Origin of the sequence: Streptomyces hamibioticus, assembly GCF_047946815.1 — a bacterium.
GTDB lineage: Bacteria > Actinomycetota > Actinomycetes > Streptomycetales > Streptomycetaceae > Streptomyces.
In genome coordinates this window covers 604192-625117 of record NZ_JBKKQY010000001.1, presented here as the reverse complement: position 1 = coordinate 625117, position 20926 = coordinate 604192, and the positions used below count along the sequence as shown (strand labels likewise).

At 74.4% G+C, this 20926-nt stretch carries 18 protein-coding genes; 8 read left to right on the top strand and 10 right to left on the bottom strand.

The features are described 5' to 3' along the window. Positions 1 to 83 precede the first annotated feature (83 nt). From ACLGIH_RS02815 to ACLGIH_RS02805, 3 genes are read right to left on the bottom strand one after another with little or no spacing between them, the layout of a single operon-like run. A complete protein-coding gene (locus ACLGIH_RS02815; protein ID WP_416523603.1) occupies positions 84 to 2225 on the bottom strand; it encodes a xanthine dehydrogenase family protein molybdopterin-binding subunit in 2142 nt (713 codons plus the stop codon). 25 nt (positions 2226 to 2250) lie between these two features. Continuing rightward, the gene (locus tag ACLGIH_RS02810; protein ID WP_416523602.1) at positions 2251 to 3243 is read right to left on the bottom strand and encodes an FAD binding domain-containing protein; all 993 of its coding nucleotides are present in this window, start codon (positions 3241 to 3243) and stop codon (positions 2251 to 2253) included. Further along, on the bottom strand, positions 3244 to 3792 hold the full coding sequence (locus ACLGIH_RS02805) for a (2Fe-2S)-binding protein (RefSeq protein ID WP_416523601.1): 549 nt from the start codon (positions 3790 to 3792) through the stop codon (positions 3244 to 3246). It lies immediately after the preceding gene. A 101-nt stretch (positions 3793 to 3893) separates the two neighbouring features. Here ACLGIH_RS02805 and ACLGIH_RS02800 point away from each other — a divergent pair, with 101 nt between their 5' ends. Beyond that, positions 3894 to 4580 (top strand): maleylpyruvate isomerase N-terminal domain-containing protein, encoded by a 687-nt coding sequence (locus ACLGIH_RS02800; protein WP_416523600.1) that lies wholly within the window; start codon positions 3894 to 3896, stop codon positions 4578 to 4580. A 34-nt stretch (positions 4581 to 4614) separates the two neighbouring features. Here ACLGIH_RS02800 and ACLGIH_RS02795 read toward each other — a convergent pair whose 3' ends face one another. The 3 genes from ACLGIH_RS02795 to ACLGIH_RS02785 form a co-directional block, all read right to left on the bottom strand. Beyond that, entirely contained in the window at positions 4615 to 5724 is a 1110-nt protein-coding gene (locus tag ACLGIH_RS02795) for a hypothetical protein (RefSeq protein ID WP_416523599.1), read from the bottom strand. Positions 5725 to 6058: 334 nt separating this feature from the next. After that, entirely contained in the window at positions 6059 to 6409 is a 351-nt protein-coding gene (locus ACLGIH_RS02790; protein WP_416523598.1) for a hypothetical protein, read from the bottom strand. Positions 6410 to 6447: 38 nt separating this feature from the next. After that, positions 6448 to 7545, bottom strand: a complete 1098-nt coding sequence (locus tag ACLGIH_RS02785) for a YihY/virulence factor BrkB family protein (RefSeq protein WP_416523597.1) — start codon at positions 7543 to 7545, stop codon at positions 6448 to 6450. A 399-nt stretch (positions 7546 to 7944) separates the two neighbouring features. On the opposite strand from ACLGIH_RS02785, the gene ACLGIH_RS02780 reads away from it, so the two are divergent. The 4 genes from ACLGIH_RS02780 to ACLGIH_RS02765 are packed head-to-tail and all read left to right on the top strand — an operon-like array spanning position 7945 to position 10118. Next, positions 7945 to 8343, top strand: coding sequence for a hypothetical protein (locus ACLGIH_RS02780; protein ID WP_416523596.1), 399 nt, complete (start codon positions 7945 to 7947; stop codon positions 8341 to 8343). Continuing rightward, positions 8340 to 9116, top strand: a complete 777-nt coding sequence (locus ACLGIH_RS02775; protein WP_416523595.1) for a hypothetical protein — start codon at positions 8340 to 8342, stop codon at positions 9114 to 9116. The genes ACLGIH_RS02780 and ACLGIH_RS02775 overlap by 4 nt, the downstream gene beginning before the upstream one ends. A 38-nt stretch (positions 9117 to 9154) precedes the next feature. Continuing rightward, complete coding sequence (locus ACLGIH_RS02770) at positions 9155 to 9685, top strand: roadblock/LC7 domain-containing protein (RefSeq protein ID WP_416523594.1); 531 nt, start codon at positions 9155 to 9157, stop codon at positions 9683 to 9685. 58 nt (positions 9686 to 9743) lie between these two features. Further along, entirely contained in the window at positions 9744 to 10118 is a 375-nt protein-coding gene (locus ACLGIH_RS02765; protein WP_416523593.1) for a roadblock/LC7 domain-containing protein, read from the top strand. Positions 10119 to 10194: 76 nt separating this feature from the next. Here the strand turns inward: ACLGIH_RS02765 and ACLGIH_RS02760 are convergent, their stop codons facing one another. Further along, a complete protein-coding gene (locus ACLGIH_RS02760; protein ID WP_416523592.1) occupies positions 10195 to 11559 on the bottom strand; it encodes an FAD-dependent oxidoreductase in 1365 nt (454 codons plus the stop codon). A 190-nt stretch (positions 11560 to 11749) separates the two neighbouring features. Here ACLGIH_RS02760 and ACLGIH_RS02755 point away from each other — a divergent pair, with 190 nt between their 5' ends. Beyond that, positions 11750 to 13201, top strand: a complete 1452-nt coding sequence (locus ACLGIH_RS02755; protein ID WP_416523591.1) for an MFS transporter — start codon at positions 11750 to 11752, stop codon at positions 13199 to 13201. 22 nt (positions 13202 to 13223) lie between these two features. Here ACLGIH_RS02755 and ACLGIH_RS02750 read toward each other — a convergent pair whose 3' ends face one another. Continuing rightward, positions 13224 to 13370: a hypothetical protein gene (locus ACLGIH_RS02750; protein ID WP_416523590.1), complete on the bottom strand. Its 147-nt coding sequence runs from the start codon at positions 13368 to 13370 to the stop codon at positions 13224 to 13226. Positions 13371 to 13537: 167 nt separating this feature from the next. Between ACLGIH_RS02750 and ACLGIH_RS02745 the strand changes: the two genes are divergently transcribed. Further along, positions 13538 to 13711 (top strand): CsbD family protein, encoded by a 174-nt coding sequence (locus tag ACLGIH_RS02745; protein WP_416523589.1) that lies wholly within the window; start codon positions 13538 to 13540, stop codon positions 13709 to 13711. A gap of 101 nt (positions 13712 to 13812) precedes the next feature. On the opposite strand, the gene ACLGIH_RS02740 is transcribed toward ACLGIH_RS02745, so the two are convergent. Beyond that, the gene (locus tag ACLGIH_RS02740; protein WP_416523588.1) at positions 13813 to 16545 is read right to left on the bottom strand and encodes a SpoIIE family protein phosphatase; all 2733 of its coding nucleotides are present in this window, start codon (positions 16543 to 16545) and stop codon (positions 13813 to 13815) included. Between the two features lie 112 nt (positions 16546 to 16657). Further along, the gene (locus ACLGIH_RS02735) at positions 16658 to 19201 is read right to left on the bottom strand and encodes a SpoIIE family protein phosphatase (protein ID WP_416523587.1); all 2544 of its coding nucleotides are present in this window, start codon (positions 19199 to 19201) and stop codon (positions 16658 to 16660) included. Positions 19202 to 19562: 361 nt separating this feature from the next. Here ACLGIH_RS02735 and ACLGIH_RS02730 point away from each other — a divergent pair, with 361 nt between their 5' ends. Continuing rightward, positions 19563 to 20906: a glycoside hydrolase family 10 protein gene (locus ACLGIH_RS02730; RefSeq protein ID WP_416523586.1), complete on the top strand. Its 1344-nt coding sequence runs from the start codon at positions 19563 to 19565 to the stop codon at positions 20904 to 20906. Positions 20907 to 20926: the final 20 nt, after the last annotated feature.

Below are 20926 nucleotides of genomic sequence, written 5' to 3'. Positions count from 1 at the left end.
CGGCCACCGCCGGATCGGTCCGGGCGCGGTCGTGCCGGGGCAGACGCCGAAGGCGGCCCCGTCAGACGCCGAAGGCGGCCCCGTCAGACGCCGAAGGTGCCCGGCGGGTGCTCATGGGCGAGCAGTCCGGTGAGCACCCGGTCCGGGGTGAGCGGGAGTTCGCGGAAGCGGATGCCCGTGGCGTGGTGGACGGCGTTGCCGATGGCCGCCGCCGTACCCACGATGCCGATCTCGCCGATTCCCTTGCTGCCCATGGGGTTGAGGTGCGGATCGTCCTCGGTCACCCAGTGCGCCTGCACGTCCAGGACGTCGGCGTGCGCGGGCACGTGGTACGACGCCAGGTCGGCCTCGGTGAAGTCGCCGAACGCGGCGTCCATGGTGCTGTCCTCGGTCAGCGCCATGCCCAGTCCCATGGTCATGCCGCCGATGAACTGGGAGCGCGCGGTACGGGCGTTGAGGATGCGTCCGGCGGCGTAGACGCCCAGCAGCCGCCGCACCCGTACCTCGCCGGTGACCGTGTCGACCGTGACCTCCGCGAAGTGCGCGCCGAAGGCGTGCCGGGCCCAGGGGCTCTCGGCGTCGGCCTCTCCGGTCGTGTCGGCGCTCGCCTCGACCCCGCCCTCCGGCAGCGGACCGGAGTGCTGTGCCAGCCGCTCCGCCAGCCGGGCGCAGGCCTCGTGGACCGCCCAGCCCCAGGAGGCGGTGCCGGAGGAGCCGCCGGCCAGCGGTGCGGCCGGCAGATCGCTGCTGCCCACCTCGGTGCGGACCCGCTCCGGCGGCACACCGAGGGCGTCGGCGGCGATCTGCGCGAGCACCGTCCGCGCCCCGGTGCCGATGTCGGTGGCGTTGGTCCGCACCAGGAAACCGCCGTCGGGCAGGGCGCGCACCGCCGCCGTGGACGGCGCCACCAGCACGGGGTACGTCGCGGCGGCCACGCCCGAGCCGATCAGCAGCGGTCCCGCGGTGCGCGCGCCCGGGCGGGGGTCGCGGTCGGACCAGCCGAAGCGGCGCGCGCCCTCGCGCAGACACTCCACGACGTGCCTGCTGCTGAACGGCAGACCGCTGTCCGGCTCCGTCTCCGGTTCGTTGCGGATGCGCAACTCGATGGGGTCCATGCCCAGTTCGGACGCCAGTTCGTCCACGGCGGACTCCAGCGCGTACATGCCGGGCGCCTCGCCCGGGGCGCGCATCCAGGACGGCGTGGGCACGTCGAGCCGGGCGACCCGGTGCCCGGTGCGGCTGTGCGGCGCCGCGTACATCACGCGCGCGGGCACGGCGGCCTGCTCCACGAACTCCTTCACCCGGGAGGTGTGCGTCACCACCTCGTGCACGAGGCACGTGAGCCGCCCGTCGCCGTCCGCGCCGAGGCGGAGCCGGTGCAGGGTGGGGGCGCGGTGCCCGACCACCTGCGGCAGCAGGCGGCGCGGGAAGGCCAGCGTGACCGGGCGCCCCGCGTGCCGTGCGGCCAGCGCCGCGAGGACCGCGTCGGGGCGGGGCGTGCCCTTGGCGCCGAAGCCGCCGCCCACGTGCTGGGCGGCCACCGACACCTGTTCCTCGGGCAGCCCGAACATCCCGGCGAGGGCCTCGCGCACCGCGTTGGTGCCCTGGCTGGAGGTGTGCACGGTGAGCCGGTCGCCGTCCCACCACGCGGTACTGGCGTGCGGCTCCATCGGGTGGTTGTGCAGCGGCGGCACCCGGTACTCGACGTCGACCCGGACCTCGGCGGAGTCGAAGGCGCCGTCCGGATCGCCGCGCTCCCGCACCGCCGGATTGCCGCCGTTGGCGTCGTCGGGCACGTACAGCCCCGGATGCGACGGGGTGAGCGTCACGTCGTGGTTCTCGGCGGCGTAGCCGACGCGGAGAGCGGCGGCGCCGTCCCGGGCCGCCTCCAGCGTCTCGGCCACCACCAGGGCCACGATCCAGCCCCGGTGCGGCACGGCCGGGCTCTGCAGCACGGCCAGCACCGGGTCCTCCGGCTCCGCGAGCCGCGGCGCGTTCTCATGGGTGATCACCGCCAGGACGCCGGGCACGGCGAGCGCCGGCCCGGCCTCGACGCCGGTCACCCGGCCCCGGGCGACCGTCGCCGGTACGGGCCAGGCGTGGGCGCGGCCGGTGGCGTCGAACTCGGCGGCGTACCGGGCGGTGCCGGTGACCTTCTCCCGGCCCTCGCGGCGCTCGGCGGGAGCGCCCAGGGCGGTCGCGGTGCCGGTCTGGATGCCGGTCATGGAGCTTCTCCTCGTGGACGCCGGGTCAGGTCAGGGCGGGGGACGCGAGCCGGCCCAGGACGTCCAGGGCCAGGCGCCGGGCCAGCGGCACCTTGTAGGCGTTGTCCCGCAGCGGCTCGGCCTGCGCCAGCTCCAGGTCGACGGCGTGCTCGAACGCCGCCGCCGTGGGGGCCACGCCCATGAGCGCCTCCTCGGCGCGGCGGGCCCGCCACGGCCGGTGCGCCAGCGCCCCGAAGGCGAGGCCGACGCGGTCCACGACACCGTCCGAGACGTGCAGCACGGCGGCGACGGAGGCCAGGGCGAAGGCGTACGACGCCCGGTCCCGGGCCTTGCGGTACACCGACGGCAGTCCGCCCGTGGCCGCCGGGAGCACCACCCCGGTGATCAGCTCGCCGGGGCGGATCTCGGTGTCCCGCTCCGGACGCACCCCGGGCAGCCGGTGGAAGTCGGCGGCGGGGATGCTCCGGGCGCCCTCCGGGCCGTGCAGTTCGACGCGGGCGTCCAGGGCGGCGAGCGCCACCGCCATGTCCGACGGGTGGGTGGCGATGCAGTGCTCGGAGTGGCCGAGCACCGCGTGGTCGCGGTGCACGCCCTCCAGCGCGCCGCAGCCGGTGCCCGGTTCCCGTTTGTTGCAGGGTTTGGACAGGTCCTGGAAGTAGGGGCAGCGGGTGCGCTGCAGCAGGTTGCCGCCGGTGGTGGCCGCGTTCCGCAACTGCCCCGAGGCGCCGGCGAGCAGCGCCTGCGACAGCGCGGGGTAGCGGTCCCGGACGACCGGGTGCGCGGCGAGGTCGCCGTTGCGGACCATCGCCCCGATCCGCAGCGCGCCGTCGGGCCGTTCCTCCACCGCGTTCAGCGGGAGGGCGGTGACGTCGACGAGTGCGGCGGGCGTCTCGACGCCGAGCTTCATCAGGTCGACGAGGTTGGTGCCGCCGCCGAGGTAGCGGGCGCCGGGGTGGGCGGCGAACGCGTCGGTGGCCTCCTCGACGCTGCCGGCCCGTACGTAGGCGAAGGGCTTCACTCAGACCACGTCCTCCACCGCGTCGGCGATCCGTGGATAGGCCCCGCAGCGGCACAGGTTGCCGCTCATCCGCTCCCGGATCTCCTCCCGGCCCAGCGGCACCGGCTCACCGGAGGGTGTCGCCGGGTCGGTGACGTGGGACGGATGACCGGCCGCGGCCTCGGCGAGCACGCCGACCGCGGAGCAGATCTGGCCGGGGGTGCAGTAGCCGCACTGGAAGGCGTCCCGCTCCAGGAACGCCCGCTGCACCGGGTGCAGCTCCTCGCCGTCACCGGCGAGCCCTTCGACGGTCGTGACCTCCGAGCCGTCGAGTGCCACGGCGAACAGCAGGCAGCTGTTGACGCGCCGCCCGTCCACCAGGACCGTACAGGCGCCGCACTGCCCGTGGTCGCAGCCCTTCTTGGCGCCCGTCAGCCCGAGATCCTCCCGCAGGAGGTCGAGCAGGACGCGGCGGTGGTCGACGGTGAGGGTGTGCGGTTTGCCGTTGACCCGGAGCGTGGTGTCCGAGCGGTGCGCGGCGGAGACCGCGGAGGGGTGCTGGCTGTCCATGGCGTCGATGACCTTCCGGGACGGGCCGTGCTGTCCCGTCCGCGTATCCAGCTTCCGCCGGGTGACACGTCGGGTCGGCCCGGCCTCCGTAGGCTGGCCGGATGAGCGCGGAAACGGAGAAGGCCACGCACCCGTCCCGAACGCTGGGCGAGACCTACGCCGCCCTCGCCGGTACCGTCCGCCCCCTCGGGGACGAGGAGTCCTGGCGGCCGACCGGCTGCACCGGGTGGGCCGTGCGCGACCTGGTGTTCCATCTGCTCGGCGACGCCCAGCGGGCCCTGGTCGCCCTGCACACCCCGGCCGCCGGCCCGCCCGACCGGGACGCCGTCACCTACTGGCGGGACTGGCGGCCGGACGGCACCGGGGCCGCGCACGGGCGGCGCTGGAACCGTGTGGCGGCGAGCATGTTCCTCGACTTCGGGCAGCTGCGCGCGCTGTACCTGGAGACCGCGGCGGCCGCGGTGACGGCCGTCGCGGCGACCCCGCCCGAGCGCGTCGTGGCCACCCAGGGCCACGCCCTGACGGCCGGCGACCTGATGCTCACCCTGGCCGTCGAGGCCGCCGTGCACCACCTCGACCTCACCGTCGGGCTGCCCGCCGCGCCCGGCCCGGCACCGGCCGGCCTGGCCGTGGTCCGGGACACCCTGGACGGCCTCCTCGGCCGCCCCGTGCCGCTGGACTGGAGCGACGAGCACTACGCCCGTGCCGCCACCGGCCGGGCGCCGCTGACCGGGGCCGAACGACGCGCGCTCGGCGCGGACGCCGACCGGTTCCCGCTGTTCGGCTGACCGGTGTCCGCGCGGCCGGCGGGCGTGCCGCCCGTCAGTCGCCGGACTTCGCCGGGCCCGCTCCCGTGCCCTTGAGCCGCTCCAGCGTGCGGGTGAGGCCGCGCAGCGGGGACGGCACGCGCGGCACCGCGGGCGGCTGCGCGCCCGCACCGCCTGCCGCGGCGGCCTCCCGGTAGGCGGCCAGCGCCTCGTTGGCGCGTTCGGCGGCCTCCCGGTACAGGTCACGGGACTCCGTCATCGCCCGGAGCGCCTCGGCGTACATGGCCACCAGCCGCCGCTCGCGGGCCAGCTCCTCCTCCAGGGTCAGCAGCCGCCACTCCTCGCGCAGCGCGGTGAGGGCCTCCTCGGCACCCTCCGGCAGCGGCCCGGGCAGCTCGGCGAACGCCGTCACCGCCGCGATCAGTTCGGTCGGCTCGGAGCCGTCGAGGAAGACGGAGCGCACCGAGAGGCTCTCCGGGTCGCGGTCGGCGGGCCCCGGTGTGCCGGGCAGCAGTACGGCACCGCCGCGCGGCACCTGGACGCCGTGGTGCTGAAGCGCCCAGTTCACCACCCGCAGCTGCTGCGGTGCGGCGCGGTGCTCGACCACCCGGTGCCGCAGGCCCGGCGGCAGCCGGTCGGCCAGCGGCACCCGGCCGCGGTGGTCCGGGGTCATCGCCTCGTGCACCACGACATGGATCTGCCAGGAGTGACGCGCGGCGTCCCGCAGCAGCCGCCGTACCGCCTTGTCGTCCTCGGGCAGCGCGTTGAGCCCGCGCATCCGCAGGCCCGTGGCGGCGTCGCGATCCCAGGGAACGTCGGGGTCGTCGGGCCAGAACTTCGCGGCGGGGGACGGCCACGCCAGGTCCCAGGGTTGTTCGGCCTCCGCGATCAGCGTCCACTCCCGCCCGCCGGCCGAGCCGGGCGCCAGCGCCAGCCGGGCCCGCACGGTGACGTCCCCGGGGGCCTTCCAGCGTGCCTCGAAGACCCGCGCGGCCGCGGGATCGTCCTCCGGCGACGGCTCCCGGAAGTCGTCGACGGCACCGCTGCCCTTGCGTTCCCGCAGGGTGCGCAGCAGGACGTCCTCCGCGTCGGATCCGACGTGGCGGCCGCGCGCATGCCACACCGTGGGCGGAATCGGGGGGCGGTCGGTGTAAGAGGTCGGCATGAGTCCATCTGGGGGCGGGGGTACCTGCGCGGACCAGTATCGTCGCCGCCGTCCGGCGGTGATCACCCGGGGGCTGCCGCACTGCCCGTCCGCGGTGCGCCGGGCCGGGGCGGCGCGGATGGCGGGCGACAGGGGCGCGCGACCGTACGGCAGGACGGACCAGGCCGGACAAGGACGGGAGCGACCTGGTGAACCTGGGCCTCAACGGGCGGAGCGCACCGGTGACCGGTCCCCGTTTCTCCCCCGTACGAGGGACCGGGGCCGGGGCACCGAGTGCGCCGGCCCCGTGGTCCGCAGCCCGGCGCGCCCGTCGACGCGGCCCCGCCGCGGCCGGCTAGGTCTGGTCCGGCTTCCGGTCCGGGCGTGCCTCGCGGCCGCCGGCGATGTCGGTGACCCCGGACTCGTCGGCGGAGTCGCCGCCCGGCCGCGGGGTGCTCCGGCCGCCGGGCTGGCCGCCGCCGGTGCTGCCGTAGCCGCCCGGCACGCCGGGGACGCTGTCCGCGTCGGCCTGTTCCCGGCTGATGTGCCGGGTGGCGCGCACACCGGCGTGCCGCTCGGGATACGGGTAGCTGAAGGGGCGGGCCGCGGCGCGCTCCTCCTCGGTGCGCTCCTCCTCGGCGCGGTCGGGGCGCTCGGGTTCGCGCCCGGGTTCGTGTTCGGGTCGGGGTGTCCTGCGCTCGTTCATGGCGTCCGCGTACCCCTGCCGGACCCGGCCATGTGACGTCAGGCGCCCGGCTCCGCCCGTCGTCGGTCGGCGTCGTCCCAGGCCCGGGTGTCGCGCGGTTCGACGTACGGCTCCGCTTCGGCCGGATGGCCGCCGTCGATGACCCGCTGCCGCGCCAGCTCGGCGTCGAACTCCAGCCCCAGCAGGATGGCGATGTTGGTCACCCACAGCCAGATCAGGAAGATGATGACGCCGGCCAGTGTGCCGTAGGTCTTGTTGTACGAGCCGAAGTTGGCGACGTAGAAGGCGAACCCGGCGGAGGCGAGCATCCAGATCACCAGGGCGAGGACACTGCCGGGGGTGATCCACCGGAAGCCGCGCAGCCGCGCGTTCGGGGTCGCCCAGTACAGGATCGCGACCATCACCGTGACCAGCAGGACCAGCACCGGCCACTTGGCGATCGACCACACCGTCAGCGCGGTGTCGCCGACGCCCAGCGCGGTGCCCACCTGCTCGGCGAAGGTGCCGGTGAACACGACGATCAGCGCGCTGACCACGGAGAGCACCAGCAGCAGCACGGTCAGCGCCACCCGGAGCGGCAGCACCTTCCACACCGGGCGCCCCTCGGGGACGTCGTACACCGCGTTGGAGGAGCGGATGAACGCGGCCACGTATGCGGAGGCGGTCCACACCGCACCGATCAGGCCGACGATCGCGAGCGTGGACCCCAGGCCGGCGTTGCCCTGCAACTGCCGTATCGCGTCGGAGATGATGTCCCGCGCCGCGCCGGGTGCGAGCTGCTGCAGGTTGTCCAGCACCTCCTGGGTGGCCGTCCGCCCGGCGATACCGAGCAGGGACACCAGCACCAGCAGGGCCGGGAACAGCGACAGCACGCTGTAGTAGGTCAACGCGGCGGCGCGGTCGACGAGTTCGTCGTCCTTGAACTCGGCGACGACCCGCCGCAGCAGCGCCGTCCAGGAGCGTTTGGGAAGTTCGGTGGGGGAGTCGGGAGCGGCGCGTTCGGTGGCCGCGTCCGGGCCGTACTCCTCGGGCGGCTCCTCGCCCTTTCGCTCCTCGGGCCGCCGAGAGCCCCGGGCGGAGGCGTCGTTCTGACGGGTGGTGTGCTTCCCGCGGTGGGGTAGATGCAGTCGGGCCATGGGGAGCGGGTAGCCCGTCTCACCGCGGCCACGCCTGCGCGTACGGGATGTGCGCGGTGCGCCGGGGGTGTGTGCCCCTCGCCCGAGGCCGCGTTCGTTCACACGTGGCCGGGGTGCCGGCCCCTTCCCACACTGGTGTGCGCGGGCGGGTTCCGCCCACCATCCGCATCGGGGCGGGCCTGTCCGCACCTCCGCGCCGGGGCACGGCAGCCCCGCCTCCGGGAGGTCCGGGAGGTCCGGGAGGCCCGGGCGAAGTGTTCCGGGGTGATCCGGCCGGAAGTATGCCGCACCCGGGGCACGTTCCACTGGAAAATGCCAAAGCCCTCACCTGATGCGTGCACTTTCCGTAGTCTCGGCGTCACGTTCGCGGCACAGCTGTGCAGGGGGAGGGGATCCGGCGTGCCCGGAATAGACGAGACGCTGCTGGAAGCCATGCGGTTACCCGGCGCACGGGGTGCGTCGCTGGTCGACTGGATCAGCGGACTCGCTCTGGGGTCGGTGGGCGAAGCGCCGGGAGGTGATCCGGAGGCGGCGGCCGCGGAGACCGCCGAACTCGCCCGGCACACCGCCGAGAGCGGCTTTCTGGCACCGGCCGGCCGTGATGCCGCGGCGGACAAGGAAGCACCGGTCGAGGACCTCATCGTCACCACCGCCGACTCCTACCACCTCGTTAGATTCGTCAGCACCCCGTTCGACAGCACCGTCTGCCTGCACCTGTGGCTGGACCGCGACGACGGAAACCTTGCCCTGGCCCGCATCCGGCTGGCCGAGATGGCGGACCGCCTGGTGCTCGGATGACGACGACGACCTGGGCCGCCCACGACACGACGTCCGCCTTGCTGCGCGCCCTGGCGGCCGAGCGCGCCACCGGCGCACTCTCCGGCGAGCGGGGCGTCTTCTACCTCGCGGCCGGCCGCGTCGTGCACGTCGAGTCCGCCCTCACCCCCGGCCTCGGGGCGCTGCTGACCCGCAGCGGTGCCGTCGCCCCCGACGGCTGGTGGGAGGCGGTCGACCGGGACGGCGCCCGGCACCGGGTGGGGCGCCGGCTGGTGGACAGCGGGCGGCTCGCGGCCGGTGCGCTGGAGGTCTGCCACCTCGGCGCGCTGTTCGACGCCGCGTACTTCGCCCTGGCCCACGACACCCCCGCCCACCGGTTCCGGCCGGGCGCCGGGCACTGGCTCGGCGCGGTCCGCTCCGTCCCGGTGGAGACCGTCGTGCGCGAGTCCCGGCGCCGCCGCGCCCTGCTGGACGGCATCTGGCCCGACTCCGCCGTCGACGTCGCCCCGCTCGCGCGCACCCCCGGCGCCGGCACCGCGGACCTGCCGGCCCGGCGCAGCCGCACCCTCGCACAGGTCGACGGTGTGCGCACCGCCGCGGACATCGCGGCCGCCCTGGCCTGCCGGACGTACCACACGCTCGTCGAACTGCGCCGCCTGGCCGCCGGCGGACTGGTCACGACCGCCCCGCGCGAACCCGCGCCGCCGCCGCCCGTGGACCCCTGCGGCACGGCGTGGGACGACCCCGACACGGCCCTGCTGCGCCGGCTTCGAGACGCCTTGGAGGCCTTGTGATCCGCGCGCGCCGACAGCGTGCCGAAAGGAGACTGCTCATGGCCGTCGAGACGGACGTCCTGGACGAACTGCACCGACTGCGCGCCCGCGTGCCCCGGTTGACCGGGTCGCTCGCGGCCACCGTCGACGGGCTCGTCCTGGCGCACGACGTGCCGGAGGCCGAACCGGAAGGACTCGCCGCGCTCACCGCCGCCGCACTCGGCGTCGCGCACCGCACCGCCGAGGCCACCGGGCGCGGCGCGTTCCGGGAACTGCTGCTGCGGGGGGCCGACGGGTACGTCGCCACCTACGCGGCCGGTCCGGCGGCCGTCCTCACCCTCCTCGCCGAGGGCCGCGTCAACGTCGGCCGGCTGCACCTGGAGGGCCGGCGCAGCGGGGCGCGGATCGGCGACCTGGTGGCCGTCCGCGTCGGCCCGCACCGGAGCGGTGAACCGCCGGCGCCCGCCGCACCCGTCACCGCCGCCCCGGCGGACGGGGCCCGGCCCATCGGCACCCTGCCGGTGCGCACGCCGCAGCGGCCCGCACACCCGCCCCGTCCCCAGACCGGCGGTCATCGCCGGCCGACCTGAGCCGGCTCTCACATACGAATCACCACCGTAAACGGACACCCACGGAAGGAAGCCACCCATGGCCAACCTGGAGACCTCCCTCAAGGAATGCCTCGGCTCCATCGACGGAGCGACCGCCGCGGCCCTGGTCGACTACACCAGCGGCATGGCCCTCGGCACGCTGGGCGGGAGCAAGGACTTCAACCTGGAGGTCGCCGCCGCCGGCAACACCGACGTCGTGCGGGCCAAGCTGCGCACCATGGAGCACCTCGGACTGACCGAGGAGATCGAGGACATCCTGATCACCCTCAACACCCAGTACCACATGATCCGCCTGCTCAAGGGCCGCGGCGGCAACGGGCTCTTCCTCTACCTGGTGCTGGACGCCGGCCGCGCCAACCTGGCGATGGCCCGTCACCAGCTGCGCCGGATCGAGGCCGAGCTGGAGGTGTGAGCGGTCGAGAACGCCCGGCGCCGGCGGTCCACGCGAGACCGCCGGCGCCGGGCGTCACCGCTCGGCCGGGCGCGGCTCAGGCGCCGCTGGCCCGCAGCATGTCCTCCCGCTCGACGATCTTCACGCGTTCGCGGCCCTGCGGATCGCCCAGCGCCTTCTCCGCGGCGTCGAGGCGGTACCAGCCGTCCCAGGTGGTGAAGCGGACGTTCCGCTCGGCCAGGAACGCGTCCACCGCCTCCGGGCCGGGCGCGGCGGGCGTGTGCAGCCGGCCGTCCGCGTAGTCGGCCAGCAGGTTGGCCACCGTCTCGTTGGCGTCGCCCTTGGTGTGGCCGATCAGACCGACCGGGCCGCGCCGGATCCACCCCGTGACGTACGTCGACTGCAGGTGCTCGCCCGACTCCTGGATCACCCGGCCGCCCTGGTCCGGGACCGTGCCGGTCTCCAGGTCCCAGGGCAGCTTGGGCAGCTGGTCGGAGAGGTAGCCGACGGCGCGGTAGACCGCGGTGACGTCCCAGTCCTTGAACTCGCCGGTGCCCTTGACGTTGCCGGTGCCGTCCAGGGCGGTGCGCTCGGTGCGCAGACCGGTGACCTTCCCGTCCTCGCCGAGGATCTCGGTCGGCGACTCGAAGAAGTGGAGGAACAGCTTGTGCGGGCGGTCGCCGACATCGCGGATCGCCCAGTTCTCCAGCGTCTTGGCGACCATGTCGGCCTGCTTGTTGCCGCGCCGGGTGGCGATCGAGCCGTCGTCGTAGTCGATGTCCTCGGGGTCGACGATCACCTCGATGCTGGGGGAGTGGTCCAGCTCCCGCAGCTCCATCGGGCTGAACTTCGCCTGCGCCGGGCCGCGGCGGCCGAAGACGTGGATCTCCTTGGCCCGGTTCGCCTTGAGCCCGTCGTAGACGTTGTCCGGGATCTCGGTGGGCAGCAGCTCGTCGGCCGTCTTGGCGAGGATGCGGGCCACGTCGAGGGCGACGTTGCCGACGCCGAGGACGGCGACCTTCTCCGCCTCCAGCGGCCAGGTGCGCGGCACGTCCGGGTGGCCGTCGTACCAGGAGACGAAGTCCGCGGCGCCGTAGGAGCCGTCCAGGTCGATGCCGGGGACCGGCAGCGCCCGGTCGGCCGTCGCGCCGGTCGCGAAGATCACGCCGTCGTAGAACGTGCGCAGGTCGTCCAGGCTGATGTCGGCCGGGTAGTCGACGTTGCCGAAGAGACGGATCTGCGGCTTGTCGAGGACCTGGTGCAGGGCCGTGATGATGCCCTTGATCCGCGGGTGGTCGGGGGCGACCCCGTAACGGATGAGCCCGAACGGGGCGGGCATGCGCTCGAAGATGTCGATGGACACACCGGGATCGGCGGCCACCTCGGACTTGAGCAGCGCGTCGGCGGCGTAGATGCCGGCCGGGCCGGAGCCGACGATGGCTACCCGCAGCGGGCGGGGCATGATCAGGTTCCCTTCGAGCGGTGACAGATCAACTCGTCGGGAAGCCTAAGCTAAGGCAACCCTAAGTCGGTACGCGGGTCCGGTCTATGAGGTCATAAGACGCGCTTATGTCCCCCCAAGGCCGCCGTTTGGGTTCGCCGAGAGCGGTGACGCACGTGAGGGGCGTACCGGTCTGGTGGAGGGAGTCCCTGTGAGTGATCCGAACCGCTGGCGTGCCCTCTGGGTCACCCTCGTCGCGGGCTTCATGACCCTGCTCGACGTCACGATCGTCGCCGTGGCCCTGCCGTCCGTCCAGCAGGGACTGGACGCCTCGGCGGCATCCGTGCAGTGGGTGGTCTCCGGCTACGCCCTGGCGTTCGCGCTGACCCTGGTGACGGCCGGACGGATCGGCGACACGTTCGGCAGGCGGCGCGTCTTCCTCGCCGCGCTGGCGGCCTTCGTGCTGTGCAGCGCCGCCGCGGGCGCCGCGCCCACCATCGAACTGCTCGTCGTCGCCCGGTTCGCCCAGGGGGTCGCCGCGGGCAGTCTCGCGCCGCAGAACTCGGCGCTGATCCAGCAGCTGTTCCGTGGCGCGGAGCGCGGCCGCGCCTTCGGGCTGTTCGGCGCCACCGTCGGTGTCTCCAGCGCCGTCGGACCGATCGTCGGCGGGCTGATCCTGGCGCTGGCCGGCCCCGAGGGCTGGCGGTGGATCTTCTACGTCAATGTGCCGGTCGGCGCCGTCGCACTGGTGCTCGGCAGTCGCCTCCTGCCCCGCGTGGCCCCCGGTGGCCGGGGACGGCTGGATCCCTTGGGCGTCCTGCTCCTCGGCATCGGGGTCCTGGCCGTGATGCTGCCGCTGGTGCTCGCCGAGGCCGGGGGAGTGGGCCGGGTGTGGTGGCTGTTCCCGCTGGGACTGCTCGTCCTGGCGGCCTTCGCGCGCTGGGAACGCCGGGTCGCGCGCCGGGGCGGCGAACCCCTGCTGGACCCGGGGCTGGTCACCGAGGCGCGCGGCTACGCCACGGGTGCCGGCCTGGCCGCCCTGTACTTCGTCGGCTTCAGCGGCGTGTGGCTGGTCTTCGCGCTGTTCTTCCAGAACGGACTGGGCTACTCACCGCTGGCCTCCGGGCTGGCCGTGACCCCGTTCGCCGTGGGATCCGCCGTCGCGGCGGCCGTGGCGGGCCGGCTGGTGGACCGGCTGGGCCGGCTGCTCACCGTGTGCGGACTCGTGGCGGTCATGGCGGGACTGGGCACCACGGCACTGGTGCTCTGGCTGGCTCCCGGGGACCGGGCCGCCTGGCTGGCCGCCCCGGCACTGCTCCTGGGCGGCCTGGGCAGCGGATGTGTGATCTCACCGAACATCACGATGACGCTGCGGGAGGTGCCGGTGCGCATGGCGGGAGCCGCCGGCGGGGCCCTCCAGACCGGCCAGCGCCTGGGCGGAGCCGTGGGCACCGCGGCACTGCCGGGGCTGTTCTACCTCACGCTGAACGCCACCCACGACAACTACCGCGAGGCCGTCGCCGTGTCCGTGGGCTCCGGCGTCGCCACCATGGTGTGCGCGCTGGCCGTGGCGGTCCTCGACTGGCGCCGGGACCGCTCCGGCGACGACCGGCACCGCCCGTCCGGGGCGTCCCGCAGCCACGCCCACGCGAGCGACGGCTGACGGGCGGCGCCGCCGAGGCGGATCAGCGCCGCTTGCCGAACTTCCGCAGCAGCCGCTGGGCCTGCCCCCGGCGGCGGGGGTCGGCGGCGGCGCGCCGCACCTGGTCCGTCGCCCGGCGGCCCTGCGGGCTGCGCGCGAACTCCTTGATCCGGTTCATCACTGAAGCCATGACGTCCTCCGTCTCGGTGTCACGTCGTCTCGGTGTCACGTCGTGCCGTGCCGTCCGGCTACCCGGCCCCGGCCCGCTCACCCCGGCGACCCGCGACACGTTTGGGGCGGCGGGAACGGGCAACCCGGAAGGGATCGCAACCGAAGAGGACTCGGAGGTGATCGGCCGTGGCTCGCAAGCAGAAGTCCAAGGCCAAGACGGAGCAGATGAAGGGAAGCGCCAAGGAAGCGGTCGGCCGGGCCGTGGGCGACGAGAGGATGACCGCGGAGGGGCGCGCCGAGCAGTCGAAGGGAGACGCCCGGCAGGCCAAGGAGAAGGGCAAGGACGCGTTCAAGCACTGACCGGACGCGCGTTCCGGTACCGACCGCGCGTCGGGACCGGCACCGGCCGCGTCCCAGGGCAGGCACCCGGCCGCGTCCCAGGGCAGGCACCCGGCCGCGTATCAGGGCACCGGCTGCTCCGCCCAGATGACCTTCCCGTCCGGCGTGTAGCGGGTGCCCCAGCGCTCGGCGAGCTGGGCGACCAGGAACAGGCCGCGCCCGCCCTCGTCCGTCATGGCCGCGTACCGCAGGTGGGGCGAGGTGCTGGTGCTGTCGAACACCTCGCAGATCAGGCTGCGGTCGCGCAGCACCCGGACGTGGATGGGCTCGGCGCCGTACCGGATCGCGTTGGTGACCAGCTCGCTCAGGATCAGTTCGGTCGTGAACGCGAGTCCGTCCAGGCCCCATTCGGCCAGCCGCCGGATCACCTGGGCGCGGACCTCCCCGACCGCTGCCGGATCGGCCGGCACCTGCCACTCGGCGACCCGGTCGGGACCCAGCGCCCGGGTGCGGGCGACCAGCAGGGCGACGTCGTCGCTGGAGCGCACCGGTGCCCGGCCGTCGAGCACGGTCCGGCAGGTCTCCTCGGGTGAGGGGCCGGCCGCCGCCAGGGCCTCCCGCAGCCGCTCCAGTCCGACGTCGATGTCGTGGTCCCGGTCCTCGACCAGTCCGTCGGTGTAGAGCACGAGCCGGCTGCCCTCGGGCAGCTCCAGCTCGCGGGTCTCGAACGGCAGACCGCCGAGCCCCAGCGGGGGACCGGCGGGCACGTCGGGAAAGACCACACTGCCGTCGGGGCGGATCACCGCCGGCGGCGGATGACCGGCCCGGGCGATCACACAGGCCCGGGAGACCGGGTCGTAGATCGCGTACAGGCAGGTCGCACCGGTGACCGGAGCGGTACCGCCCGCCGCCGCCTCGTCCTGGTCGATCCGGCCCACCATCTCGTCCAGCAGCGTCAGCAGCTCGTCCGGCGGCAGGTCGAGCGAGGAGAAATTGTGCACGGCCGTACGCAGCCGTCCCATGGTGGCCGCGGCGTGCAGCCCGTGTCCGACGACGTCGCCCACCACGAGCGCCACGCGCGCCCCGGACAGCGGCAGGACGTCGAACCAGTCCCCGCCGACCCCCGCCTGCGCCGGCAGGTACCGGTAGGCGATCTCCAGGGCGTCCTGCTCGGGCAGCGAGCGGGGCAGCAGGCTGCGCTGGAGCGTCACCGCCATGCTGTGCTCGCGCGTGTAGCGGCGCGCGTTGTCGATGGACACCGCGGCCCGCGCCACCAGTTCCTCGGCGAGCGCCAGCTCGTCCTCGTCGAACGGCTCCGGCTTCGCGGCACGCCAGAAGCTGACCACCCCGAGCACCAGGGTGCCCGCGCGCAGCGGCACGGTGATCAGCGAGTGGATGCCGTACGCCACCACCTGGGCGGAGCGCTCCAGGTCCTGCGCCTGCCAGCCGCGGGCGCGGCCCAGCCGTGGTTCCAGCACGGGCCGGCCGGTGCGCAGGCTGCGGCCCTGCGGGGAGGAGTCCACGAAACGGAGCTGCTGGCCCACCGGGTACAGCGGGGCCTGCGGGTCGACGCCGCTGAGCGCGGTGCGGCGCAACGAGTGCCCCGGCTCCGGCTGGCCGCCCGCCAGCACCGCGTCGAACAGGTCGACGGTGGCGAAGTCCGCGAACCGGGGCACCGCCAACTCCGCCAGCTCGTTCGCGGTCCGGGACACGTCCAGGCTGGTGCCGATGCCCACCCCGGCGTCGTACAGCATGTCCAGGCGTTCCCGGGCGGTCTCGGCCCGGCCGGACAGCGCCCGCAGCTCGGTCGAGTCACGCAGTGTGGCGACGCTTCCCGCCGGGCCGCCCCGGATGTCCGTGGGCCGCTGGTTGACCGCCAGCAGCCGGTCCTTCACCCGGTGCACCTCGTCGGTCGCGACCCGCCCGGAGGCCAGCAGGGCCGCGGTGTCGGCGGGCAGCGGCAGGTCGAGGACCTGCCGCCCCTCGGCGTCCTCGGGCAGGTCGAGCAGCCGGTGCGCCTCGTCGTTGGCGAGCAGCAGCCTGCCCTCCCCGCCGACGATGAGCACGCCCTCGCGGACGGCGTGCAGGACGGCGTCGTGGTGCTCGTACATCCGGGTCATCTCGTGCGGCCCCAGACCGTGTGTCTGGCGCAGCAGCCGCCTGCTGACGAGCGCCGTGCCCGCGGTGGCCAGGACGAGGGCCACGCCCGCGGCGATGAGCACCAGCGGCAGCAGCCGGTTGGCGGACACGCCCACGTTCTCCGTCGTGATCCCGGCCGACACCAGCCCGATCACGGAGCCGTCGGCCGCCTCGACGGGGACGACGGCCTGCACCAGCGGGCCGATGGTCCCCTCGATCTCCTCGGTCACGGTCTCCCCCCGCAGCGCGGGGGCGACGGTCCCGACGAACTGCTTGCCGATGCGGTCCGGCTTGGGATGCGTGTAGCGGATGCCCTCGGTGTTCATGACGACGATGAAGTCCACGCCCGTCGCCCTGCGGGCGGCCTCCGCCCGCGGTTGCAGCACCGCCGTCGGGTTCTCGCTGCGCAGCGCCTCCCGGATGCCCGGGGAGTGGGCGAATGTCGCGGCCACGGCGACCGAGCGGTTGCGTGCCTCGGTCTCGCTGTCGTGCTGCCCCTGGAGGACCAGGGCGACCACCGCCGCCACGACCAGCAGCAGCACGATGACGACCTGGAGGACGAACACCTGTCCGGCGACACTGCGCCCGGTCAGCGTCGACCGCAGTCCCGCGGTCTCTCCCCGCCGCGACCGGTGTGCGTCTGGCTGCCGCCCAGCGAGCGGGCCGCTGGGACGACGGGTAGACCGAGCTTCCGATCGACCCATTAGTCGGACCATGTGCCCATGTCTACACTGCCGCGCCGCCCGAGGCGAGGGGCGTCACCCGGGGTCCGAGAACGTGCGCGCGGCCCCGGGGCCGCGCCTGCGGGGCCCGCCCCGGCCGGGGCGCTCACGGCTGACTCCCCGGTTCCCGGCGGCGGGTGGCGAGCAGCAGGGCGATGTCGTCGGGGCGGTCCACGGGGTGCCGGGTCGTCGTGGTGAGCCGGTCGGCCATCCCCGCCAGCCATCGGCCGGTCGGGCGTACGTCGGCGGCACCCGCCTCGGACAGGGCCAGCCGCAGGGCGGTGATCCCGTCGTCGATGTCCACGCCCGGCCGCTCCACCAGCCCGTCCGTGTAGAGGGCGAGCACGGCGTCGGCGTCCAGCCGGAACTCCGTCAGCGGATAGCGGGCCTGCGGGTCCACCCCGAGCACCACGCCGCCGGGGAGGTCCAGCACCTCGGTGCGGCCGTCCGGGTGGCGCACCAACGGCGGCGGATGGCCCGCCCGGGAGGCGCGGACCATCCCGGTGGCCGGGTCGAGCCGCAGGTAGCAGCAGCTCGCGAACAGACCCACGTCCAGGTCGATCAGCAGGTGGTTGGTGCTGCTCAGTACCTCGTCGGGCGGCCGGTCGCCGAGCGCGAAGGCCCGGGCGGCGCTGCGCAACTGCCCCATCGTGGCCGCCGCCTGCACGCCGTGGCCCTGCACGTCACCGATGACCAGGGCCATGCCCCGGCCCGACGCGACGACGTCGTACCAGTCGCCGCCCACGTCCATGCCCTGGGTGCCCGGCAGATACCGGCCGGCGGTCTCCATCAAAGGGTGGGCCGGCAGGCGCCGGGGCAGCAGCGCCCGCTGCAGTCCGCGGGCGAGCGCGGCCTCCGTCTCGTAGCGCCGGGCACGCTCCATGGCCTGGGCGATCAGACCGGCGAGCGCGGTGAGCACCGTGCGTTCCTCGGTGCTGAAGCTGCGCGGACGGTCGAAGCCGAGGATGCAGGAGCCGACCGGGCGGCCGGAGGAGATCAGAGGCAGGAAGGCGCGGGCGCCCACGGTGGCGTCCAGCGGGATGCCCGGGTAGGCGCGGGCCAGCGCCTGCATCGAGTCGAAGAACAGCGGACGGCCACTGGTCAGCGTCTCGACCCCGGGCAGACGCGCGTCCAGCGCGACGCCCTCGAACGGCGCCAGGAAACCCCGTGGGAAGCCCGTCTCCCACGCCAGGTACAGATGCCGGTCCTGCAACAGGTAGATCGCGAGCCTCCGGCCTCCGAACGCCGGCAGCAGCTCGCGGACCACCACTTCGGACACCTGCCGCGGCGTCGTCGCCTCCGCCAGGGCCACGGCCAGCACGATGGGCCGGTACAGCGGGGAGGTGTCGGCGACGCTGGGCGGGAGATCGCCCGTGCGGGCCGCCGACGAGGGGGTGCCGTGCCCGGGTGTGAGGCCGGCCGAGGCATCGGCCACCCGGTTCGCGGGCCGGAGGGTGCCGGTCAGGATGTCCGGCCCCGGATGCACGGACATCGCGAGCCAGTCCCCCTCGTAGTCCTGCGGTGTCGTCGCCCGCCGCCGGTCGGGCGGGCGACGGACGTGGAAGTGGACGGGCTCGGGGGACAGCAGCGCGCCCCGCAGATGGTCCTCGGCCGCGGCCTGGCGCAGCCATGGCACCGCCTCCCACAGGAAGTGGCCGACGAGCTGCGTCCGGGGCCTGCCCAGCAGCTGGGCGGCGCGCGGATTGGCGTAGAGGATCACGCCCAGCCGGTCCAGGCAGAACACGCCGTCCGGCAGCAGGTCGGCCGCGGCGTCCGCCACGGGTCCGAGTCCCGGGTCGCGCACGACGCCGCGCACCGGGTCGGTGCCGGGCGGCGCGGAGTACGGCTTCCACAGCTCCAGCAGGCGCAGCGCGCCGTCGGCGGTCCGCAGCGGCAGGGGCAGCGGCGGGGGCCGGCCGGCGGCCGTCTGCCGCAGCGCGGCGGCGACCCGGTGCCCGTCGTCGTCGGCCAGGGTGTCCATGAGCGCCCCGAGGGTGGCGGACGGACCCCGGCCCGGCAGCGGAAGCAGGGCGCGCAGCGGCTCGTCGACGGTCAGGGCGCCGGTGGCCGGCTCCCAGGCGAAGCTGCCGGCGTGCTGCGCGGGCCGCCGGGCCGCGGGCGGCCGGACGCACAGCGGCTCGCCGTCCCAGGCGACCGGCGGCGCGGCGCCGTCCTCCAGGGCCTCCAGAGCGGTGCCGAGGTCCCCGGCGATCCGCGCCAGCCGGTCCAGGTCCTCCATCACCTCGGCGTTGTCCGAGACCGCCGGGCGCAGCACGGTGAGCACGCCGAAGATCTTCGACGCGCTGCCCACGGGCACGTACAGGGACCCGAACGGGAACGGCAGGCCGGCCGCGAACTGCGGGTAGCGGCGCATCGTGTCCGTGGCGTTGGCCAGAATCACTCGCACGCCCAGCCGATAGGCGTCCGCGACCGGGAACGGCCGGTCGACGTGCAGCTCCCACCAGGGGCGGAACAGCGGCCCGGGCAACCCCGCGAGTGCGGACAGGCGCAGCACACCGGGCGTACCGGACCGCAGGTAGACGCCTCCGGCCTGGCCGCCGGCCGTGCCGACCGCCTCGGTCGCGGCGTCGATCAGCAGCGCCGCCAGCCGCCCGGCCGCCCGGTCCGCCTCCTCGGCGCCTGCTGTCATCGGCCCCACCTCGTCCGTGTGCCGTCACGAGGGCGACACAGCAAGAATGCGCCACGGTCACACCGTCCTGCACCTGGGATGCGGCTTCGAGTGCATCCTGGGTGCACGGCGCATCGAAAGTTTCGACGGCTCTTGGCGTCGCGTCCGGAACCATCCCGTGCGGGACGTGGACGGTATGTCGTGGAGTCGATGGCGCGAACGCGGTGACAGAGGCGTTGACCCGGCGGCCGGCAGTCCGTAACCTCCTCCGCGCAATTCGGAAATGAGAGCGAAACTTTCGATGCTCCGCTCGGCATTTTCGATCCCTCTCCGCACCACCCCCACCGCGAGGCAATCGCGCACACGTCAGGAAAGGGATGTCATGCATCTGACACGTCTGCTCCGGGCCGCCACGGCCGGGCTGATCACCGCGACCGCGCTCACGGCCGCGGCGCACACCGCGGAGGCCGCCGACACGCTCGGCTCCGCCGCGGCGGGCAAGGGACGCTACTTCGGGGCCGCGGTCGCCGCGAACCACCTCGGCGAGTCCGCGTACGTCTCCACGCTGAACCGCGAGTTCACCTCGGCGACGCCCGAGAACGAGATGAAGTGGGACGCCACCGAGCCGAGCCGGAACACCTTCACCTTCGGCGCCGCCGACCAGGTGGTGAACCACGCCCTGGGCCGCGGCATGGACGTCCGCGGCCACACGCTCGTCTGGCACTCCCAGCTGCCGTCCTGGGTGGGCGGCCTGGGCGCCGCCGACCTGCGCTCGGCAATGAACAACCACATCACCCGGGTCATGCAGCACTACAAGGGCAAGATCCACAGCTGGGACGTGGTCAACGAGGCCTTCCAGGACGGCGGCAGCGGCGCCCGCCGCAGCTCCCCCTTCCAGGACAAGCTCGGCAACGGCTACATCGAGGAGGCGTTCCGCACCGCCCGCGCCGCGGACCCGGCAGCCAAGCTCTGCTACAACGACTACAACACCGACGGCATCAACGCCAAGAGCAATGCCGTCTACGCCATGGTGCGCGACTTCAAGGCCCGCGGCGTCCCCATCGACTGCGTCGGCTTCCAGGGCCACTTCAACAGCGCCTCCCCGGTCCCGTCCGACCTCCAGGCGAACCTCCAGCGCTTCGCCGACCTCGGCGTCGACGTGCAGATCACCGAGCTGGACATCGAGGGTTCCGGCGCCGCCCAGGCCGACAGCTACGCCCGGGTGGTCCGGGCCTGCCTGGCGGTGAGCCGCTGCACGGGCATCACCGTCTGGGGCGTCACCGACAAGTACTCGTGGCGCAGCAGCGGCACCCCGCTGCTGTTCGACGGGAACTACAACAAGAAGCCGGCCTACGACGCCGTACTGACCGCGCTCGGCGGCTCCGGCGGGGGTGACGGCGGGGGCCCGGGCGACGGCACCCCGAGCTGCACCGCCACCTACACCAGGACCGCGGACTGGAACGGCGGCTACAACGGCCAGGTCACCATCACCGCGGGTGACGAGCCGATCAGCTCCTGGACCACGACCGTCACCGTGGCCTCGCCGCAGAAGGTGTCGGCCACCTGGAACGCCTCGCCCACCTGGGACGCCGGCGGCAACGTGATGACGGTGCGGCCGAGTTGGAACGGCAGCCTGGCGCCCGGGGCGTCGACCGCCTTCGGGTTCACGGTCATGAAGAACGGCAGCGACGCCGCGCCGGTCGTCGGGTCCTGCACGGCTTCCTGAACCATGCCGCCGCGGCCGTC